The 7207-nt window shown below is 50.5% G+C and carries 7 protein-coding genes and 2 pseudogenes; 3 read left to right on the forward strand and 6 right to left on the reverse strand.

What is annotated here, in order from left to right:
• Window positions 1-257 (forward strand): annotated as a pseudogene (locus H141_RS21825) (hypothetical protein); the annotation flags it as partial.
• Here the strand turns inward: H141_RS21825 and H141_RS20675 are convergent.
• The 3 genes from H141_RS20675 to H141_RS0119045 form a co-directional block, all read right to left on the reverse strand.
• Window positions 254-631, reverse strand: coding sequence for a LemA family protein (locus tag H141_RS20675; protein ID WP_019677864.1), 378 nt, complete (start codon window positions 629-631; stop codon window positions 254-256). The pseudogene H141_RS21825 and the gene H141_RS20675 overlap by 4 nt on opposite strands.
• Before the next feature lie 25 nt (window positions 632-656).
• The gene (locus H141_RS21045) at window positions 657-1691 is read right to left on the reverse strand and encodes a hypothetical protein (protein ID WP_019677865.1); all 1035 of its coding nucleotides are present in this window, start codon (window positions 1689-1691) and stop codon (window positions 657-659) included.
• 70 nt (window positions 1692-1761) lie between these two features.
• Window positions 1762-2424, reverse strand: a complete 663-nt coding sequence (locus H141_RS0119045; protein ID WP_019677866.1) for an SDR family oxidoreductase — start codon at window positions 2422-2424, stop codon at window positions 1762-1764.
• A gap of 181 nt (window positions 2425-2605) precedes the next feature.
• On the opposite strand from H141_RS0119045, the gene H141_RS21335 reads away from it, so the two are divergent.
• Window positions 2606-2779 (forward strand): DUF3012 domain-containing protein, encoded by a 174-nt coding sequence (locus tag H141_RS21335; RefSeq protein ID WP_083923097.1) that lies wholly within the window; start codon window positions 2606-2608, stop codon window positions 2777-2779.
• A gap of 87 nt (window positions 2780-2866) precedes the next feature.
• On the opposite strand, the gene H141_RS0119055 is transcribed toward H141_RS21335, so the two are convergent.
• Together H141_RS0119055 and H141_RS0119060 are read right to left on the reverse strand one after the other, a co-directional pair.
• Window positions 2867-3343 carry a hypothetical protein gene (locus H141_RS0119055; RefSeq protein WP_019677868.1) on the reverse strand — a complete coding sequence of 159 codons (477 nt, stop codon included), beginning with the start codon at window positions 3341-3343 and terminating at the stop codon, window positions 2867-2869.
• Complete coding sequence (locus tag H141_RS0119060) at window positions 3330-4481, reverse strand: PepSY-associated TM helix domain-containing protein (protein WP_019677869.1); 1152 nt, start codon at window positions 4479-4481, stop codon at window positions 3330-3332. Before H141_RS0119060 ends, H141_RS0119055 begins: the two co-directional genes overlap by 14 nt.
• Window positions 4482-4624: 143 nt before the next feature.
• Between H141_RS0119060 and H141_RS0119065 the strand changes: the two genes are divergently transcribed.
• Complete coding sequence (locus H141_RS0119065; protein WP_019677870.1) at window positions 4625-6778, forward strand: TonB-dependent siderophore receptor; 2154 nt, start codon at window positions 4625-4627, stop codon at window positions 6776-6778.
• Window positions 6779-6945: 167 nt separating this feature from the next.
• Here the strand turns inward: H141_RS0119065 and H141_RS21340 are convergent.
• A pseudogene (locus H141_RS21340) lies at window positions 6946-7207 on the reverse strand (IS4 family transposase); the annotation flags it as partial.

The following is a 7207-nucleotide window of genomic DNA, read 5'->3' on the forward strand; positions in this document are numbered from 1 at the left end:
AACGATTAGCAGTGCTGGTATTAATTGGTACTTTAGCGTTGTTTGCTATGAATTTTATTGGTGTAGCCGCAGAGCAAGCGGGGTTGGCTAAACGCTTCCAGGCAAACACTATCAAACATCGACGGGTACTCAGCTACTGTTACATCGCGGCAAGACTAATCCATCAAAGCGAACTTAGGATAACTTTAAAACATTGGTTATCCGGCGTTCTTTACTTCAAACGGAAAACCGCAGAGTATGGATTGTGTTGGAGCTAAATTCGTGGGGATCCCTCAGCCTCAGAGGCTTTTAAATCCGGGTAGGCTTCTACCGCAATATTCAGGCCCTGCATCAGATCTTTGGTTTTACTTTCAACCTGCTGTAACTGGCTGGCGTCAATGTTATCGCTGTGCAATTTCGCAATGCCGCTGCGTAGCTCGGCTATCTGGGTTTGCAGGCCGGTTTCATGCACCTGAAACTGCGCGACCAGTTGCTCCAGTGGCGGGATCATTTTATTTTTCTGTCGCTCAAGGGTGATCACATTAGCCCAGCCACGTTCTACCGCGTTCATCCGGGTAATAATGCCGTTGTAAATCACCACAATAAACAGCGCCAGTAAGATTACTGCGCCAATAATAATAGCTGTTACCATCTTAAGCTCCTGCAAAGTAACAAAGTCAAAAGTTTGAATCAGAGTGTCGCATTAACTGATGAATACTGGCCAGAGTTTGTTGCAGTTTTGGCAGCGCCGTAGTCTGCTCAATGCTCTGCCGGAACCGGCTTAGCTGCTCCAGGCCGCAGGGTGGCTTAGCATCAATCACGTCGGCATCGGCGAAACTTACACACAGCACGCCATCGGCACTGAACTCCAGGTTAAGCTGGCGTAACTGGCCGGCTAAATCTTCCAGTGCCACTACCACTGCCGGTTTTAAAAAGCGCGCCGCCTGCATTTGCGCTTTGGCGCGCACTTTAAATAGTTTATTAAACCGGCCGGAGTCGCTCTGGTATTTTTCGCCGCTAAAGCCAGCTGGCGCAAAGGCGCAGATAAACAGGTTTTGTGCATACCGAAAAGGCAGCATTAAGCCATAGCGATCATAATGGGTATACTGGGTGCGGGTGCGCACCTGACCTTTACTGTTGGTACTTGTTACTGTGCGCCGGTCAACATAATGAAAATGCCAGTAGTGATAATCGAACTGGTGCTCAGCCCCGGCATAATTGCCGGCAATAATCTGCTTAAATTCGCGTTTGTGGTTGCCACGGTCAAATTCAGCAAACTGCTGTTGCCAGCTACGGTTGTCTGGCCAGCGGCTGGGGGGTAGCAGCTGTAGCTGGTTATCCAGCAGCGCATTTTGCCAGTAAAGCTCGCGGCCCAGCTTTTTAAAGCTTGCATGGCGCCAACCTATCAGAATAAGGGGCAGCAAGCTCAGGCCCAGCAGCCCCCAACCAATGGCGGGCAGCCAGCTTAGCTCGACTAAATAATGGTACAGCCAGATACAAGCCAGTGCAGCAGCAATTAGGCCGGCACTTAAAAGCCACAACGGCAGGTGGCGATACGCCAGAGGCTGTGGCAACGCCGCCAGTTTATCCAGCAATTGCAGCAGTTCAGTTTTACTTTGCAGCTGCTGGTTTTGTCGTTTTACCAAAGCCAGGGTGGCGGCCATGGTTTTATTATGTTGATAAGCTGATTTGTTGTGTTGATCGGCTGACATATCCCCTCCGTGGCAATGCAACATAAGCAAAATTCGCCGCAGATGCAAAGAAAAGCTGAGTCAGCCTTGCTTACCAAGGCAACTCGCTGCCATTACTATGGTAGAACTTGCCGCTGTTGGCAGGGCTCAGCTCGGTAATCAAGCCGGTTAGGCGGCGAGCGGCTTCGTCGGGGCTGATATCGCCACCAAAGCCAACCATTTCAGTTTGCACGTAGCCGGGGTGGTAAATACCGACACTTATCTTGCGCGGCGCCAGATCATTGGCCAGTGACACACTACCGGCATTCAGTGCCGCTTTAGCCATCCGGTAACCATAGTAATTGCCTGAGTCGTTATCGGCTATTGAGCCTATCCGGCTGGTGATCATCGCTATTTTGCCACCGTCTTTGATGGCGCCGAGCAATTGCTGGCTTAGTAATAACGGTGCAACGCTGTTTACCTGAAACTGCTTTAAAATGGTTTCTTCATTAAAGTTGTCCAGGGTTTCGTTACAAAATATGCCGGCGTTATTGATCAGTACATCTAGGCTGTTTTTGGCGAATTTGGCCGCAACTTCTCTGATTTTCTGCGGATCACTCAGCTCAACCCCGCTATACAAGGTCACGTCCAAATCGGCCAGTTCCGCCGAGGGCTGGCGGCATATTACCGATACTTTATCGCCCTTTGCCAGATACTGCTTCACCAGGGCCAGACCAATCCCTTTATTGCCGCCGGTAATCACGATATGTTGCATAGTGTTGCTCCTGTTATTAGGCATTTAAACTCGCTACTGTAAACAGGATATCCGGACGCAGCCCACACAATTCAAGGCAACTAGCTGATTAAATAAGTGACCCTAATTTAAACCATAATGTTAAAGTTTTAGTGATATATTGCTGGTCAGGATCTATTAACCCTTAAATATAGAGAGTCATATGAAAAAGATGCTGGTTTTACTTGTGTTAAGCAGTGCAATGTTGGCGGGCTGCGCACCAGAGGTTGGTTCCGACAGGTGGTGTAAAGCAATGGAAGCTAAAGATAAAGGCGATTGGAGTGCTAACGAAGCAGCAGATTTTGCCAAACATTGTCTGCTTAAAATAAAAGAATAATCCAGCAGCCAGAAGCTAAGCGGCTGTTGGCTACCTGTTACCTGCCTGGTCTTGTAGTTACTTTGGCTGTGACCGGTTTGTTTAGCGTTAACCATCAGGTGCCAGAGTTAATTCCGCAGGCAATTCCCAGCTGGTGGTTAGCAGCTCGCCTTGCCAGGTTTGCAGCGTCAGCCAGAGTTTATCGGTGGCAGTCAGCTGCGGCGGGGCGGTGGCATGCACATGCTGGCCATGGCGACTGCCATGTAAAATGCCCTCTTCGCCGTGTTGTAATTCGGCCAGCGGCAACGGGGCCGGGCCGATATTCAGATAACCCTGACGGATAGCTGCAATATCTCCCTGAGTAAAGCTCAGATAGAAATCTTTTACGAATTCATCATGATGGGCATACGGCGGTTTTAAATCCAGCGGCATTGGCGCAATTTCAAATTGTCCCAGCTGCTGCGCCTGCCACGCGGCTGGAAACTGAGGCGTCAGCGAGTCATACAAAAACCACAATGGTAACAGCAGCACCAGGCCGTTTAATTTAAACTTATGCTGGTGCCAGAAAACTTTACTTTGCGCCATCCGGCACCTCCTGCAGGTTCGCTGCTGTGCGGCTGTCGCGTACAGCTTTCACCGTACGGCTGCCCCAGATCATAAAACCGGTAACTGACATGCCCGATAACATCAGGCCAAATAAAAACCAGATGGCTTTGGTCCAGATCCCACCAAGGGTGCCGTAGTGCAGCGGGTCGGCGATATGCATCACCGTTTGCAGAGCCGTCATCGTCTGCGGTGATTTCTGATGGGCAATCTCGCCGGTCCAGGGGTTAATGCTCAGGTTATAGGAATACTGATCATAAAAAATATGGTCGCCACCGCCCATCAGGGTGTACATGCCGCGATTATGCTCGGGTAACATTAAAAAGCTCGGCTGAAAGTCCGGAAAGCGCTGTTGTGCCAGCTGCATTGCCGCGGCAAAATCGACCGGCGGTGTTGCCGCTGTGCTGGGGACATCGCTGATTGCGACAATAGGCGCATGTGGCTCAATATCAATATCGGCATGCCACATCACCGCTTGCACCAGATACCATAGCCCGGTGGCACTCATCACCATTAAAAACCAGATAGACCAGACTCCGGCTAAGCGGTGTAAGTCGGTTAATACGGTCTTTTTACCCTGATGCAAGCGCACTTTGGGCTGAGTAAAGCTACGCCAGAAGTTTTTGTAAATGACCAGACCGGTAATCAGGGCACCCAACATCACCAGCGCCATCGCCGATACCAGGTAATAACCGACGCTGTAGCCGCTTTGCCACGGAAACAGTAACCAGCCATGCAGGCTGCGCATAAAATTGATAAAGGTCATGCCTTGATTAATTTGCTGAATGTCGCCGCTGTACTGATTAACGTAGGCAATGGCAAACGGCTTGTCGTGATCGGTAAAAAAAACGGCATTCACCAGATAAGGTTCAAACAGCATTACACTGCCGATATCTGCTGTCGGATAAGCCTGTTGCACCGCAGCAACCAGCTCGGCCACCGGTTTGGCGGGCAGGTTATCCGGATTAGTGGCACGGGCAGCCGGGTTAGTCAGCCAGGTTAATTCATGGCTGAATACGGCAATGGTACCGGTTAAACAGACAAAGCAGAAAATCAGCCAGATTGGCAGCGAAAACCAGCCATGTAATTGAAACCAGAAACGATTACTAAGTTTTGCCATGAAAGCCTTGCCTGTGCAGTTATTGCTGAGGTTTACATCAGAATGCCATATTAATGATAATAAGAATGATTATCAACACTATTGTAATTGAGAGCTATTTGCATTTAGAATGCCGGCCATTGTTATAACAAGGAAATGCCAGCATGAAGTATTCAGTATTAGCCAGCAGTATTGCCATAGCTTGTAGCCTGCCATTATGTGCAGCTGAAAATGGCCCGGCCAGCGCCAGTGAAGCAGGAATTGAAGTGATCACCGTAAAAAGTCAGCGCGGGCTGATCTCCTATGTCAGTGCCTCAGGAACCAAATCAGATACGCCGATTATTGAAACGCCATTGTCGGTATCGGTACTGACTGAAGAGCGGATTGCTGATTTAGGGGCGCTAACGGTACAGGATGCACTGGGCTACGTATCAGGTTTATACAATGGCCCCTATGGGCTGGATACCCGGGGCGACTGGGCGCAAATCCGCGGCGTGTCGCCGGTGCAGTATCTGGATGGTTTAAAATCGTTGTTTGGTTTTTATAACAACGTGCGGGTTGCCCCTTATACACTGCAGCAAATTGAGATTTTAAAAGGCCCCAGCTCAGTGCTGTATGGTCAGGGTTCAATTGGCGGTATCGTCAATTTAGTCAGCAAAAAGCCAGAACCGGTCAGCAGCGGTCAGCTATGGCTGCAATTAGGTAATTATTCCCGCCAACAGCTGGCCGGCGATATTACTGGTGCGTTAAATGATGATGCCTCCTTGCAGGGCCGGATGGTGGCGCTGTGGCGCGACAGCGACACCCAGACCGACTTTGTACCGGATAATAGCCTGGTACTGGCGCCGTCAGTCAGCTGGCAAGCCAGCGACGCGACCAAAATTACCCTACTGGGTAATTTCCAGCAGAATGAATCTGGCTCCAGCACTCAATTTTTTCCGCATAAGGGCACTATTTTGCCAAACGAGTTTGGCCAGATCCCCAGCAACCGCTTTGTCTCTGAACCTGGCTTTGATAAATACGATACTGAGCAAACTGCAGTAACGGCGATTATCGAGCATGATTTATCAGCTGACTGGCAGTTGCGCCTGGCCAGCCGTTACAGTGACAGCCATGCCGATTACCATACGATGTATGGCTGGCCGCCGGTGCTGCAGGATGATAACCGCAGTGTCAGCCGGGTGGTCTATCTGAGTGATGCCGACGCCCGCGCTCTGACCAGCGATTTGCAGCTGCATGGCAAACTGGATACCGGCATGGTAGAGCACAACCTGGTAGCCGGTTTTGACTATCAGCATGCTTATACCGACAACGACAGCTATTATGCGGCAACAGGTGGTTTACTGGATTTATATAACCCGGTGTATGGCCAGGTCGATAATCTGCCAACCCAGACAGATATCGCCGGGCGGCCGTCCAGTACTTCCTATCAGGCCGGGTTTTACTTACAGGACAATATGAAAATTGCTGACAAATGGCTGTTTTCTGCTGCTTTGCGCCGGGACAAGGCTACGACTAATCCGGAACAGGCTAACGTTGCTTCAACTACCCAATATGCTACTACCGGCCGGCTTGGCTTTATGTATCTGGCAGCTGGCGGCGTGTCACCTTACATCAGCTACAGCGAGTCGTTTGAACCATTGTTAGGTACCGATGCCTACGGCAATGCTTTTGTGCCGAAAAAAGGAGAGCAATGGGAAGCCGGTATTAAGTACCAGCCGGCAGGCACTGAGCACTTAATTACCGCCGCGGTGTTTGATATTACCGAGCAAAACCGCACCACTAGCTTATCTGCAGTCCAGACAGCAGACCCGGCGGTCATTAACCCGAATGGCCAGGTGCAGGATGGTGAAGTTACGTCGAAAGGTGTTGAGCTCGAAGCCCAGTTGGCATGGGACGAACTGGATATCTACGCCAGCTATGCCTATATCGATGCTTATGTCAGTCAGAGTAACCGGCCTGGTGAGGCTGGGGCGGCCTTATCAGCGCAGCCGGATCAGTTAGCGTCAGTCTGGGCCACCTGGCGCCCGGCGGTACTTGCTAACTGGCAGTTTGGCGCCGGCGTGCGTTATGTTGGTGAAACTTCAGACGGTACCGCTTTTGCCGGGCAAAATGGCGAGGTGTTAAACCAGCCGCTGACTACCGCCAGCTATACCCTGTTTGATGCGATGCTTGGTTACCATTTTGGCGCTTATAGCCTTAGCTTGCAGGCCCAGAATATCACCGATAAAACGGTGATTACCTCCTGCCTGGCCCGCGGCGATTGTTTCTACGGCCAGCGCCGCGCTATTAGCGCTAACCTGCGGTATAACTTCTAGCCGGGTGCGAAGAAGCATGACTGGTTTGCTCTAAATCAACCGTTGCAGGCCATGGTGGCCGGAACTGAGCCTCAGGGATGATTTATGGCGTGTTGATGTGAGTAAACCAGTCATGCAGAGTTTCTCAGATTACACAGACAAAAATGGCCGCAGACGCGTAATGCCGGTCAGTTAAGCTGACCGGCATTTTTCTTTCTGACAGGATACTTCAATTTGCTTGATTTTACGCAGCGGGGATAACATCGCTCTCGTCTTCCGGGCAGCAGGAAGTATGAAGCCATTGCCGTAATATCCATTACCACTCGTGGAATACGGCCCGGTGACACATAAGGTAATGTGGCGAGCTGGAACACGATGTGACTGGCAGCCTCCTTGAAGCTTAGCTGGCTTGGCGAGATATCTTTACCTAATGATGCGGCCATAAGAACC

Source organism: Arsukibacterium perlucidum DSM 18276, from assembly GCF_000382165.1.
Classification (GTDB): domain Bacteria; phylum Pseudomonadota; class Gammaproteobacteria; order Enterobacterales; family Alteromonadaceae; genus Alishewanella; species Alishewanella perlucidum.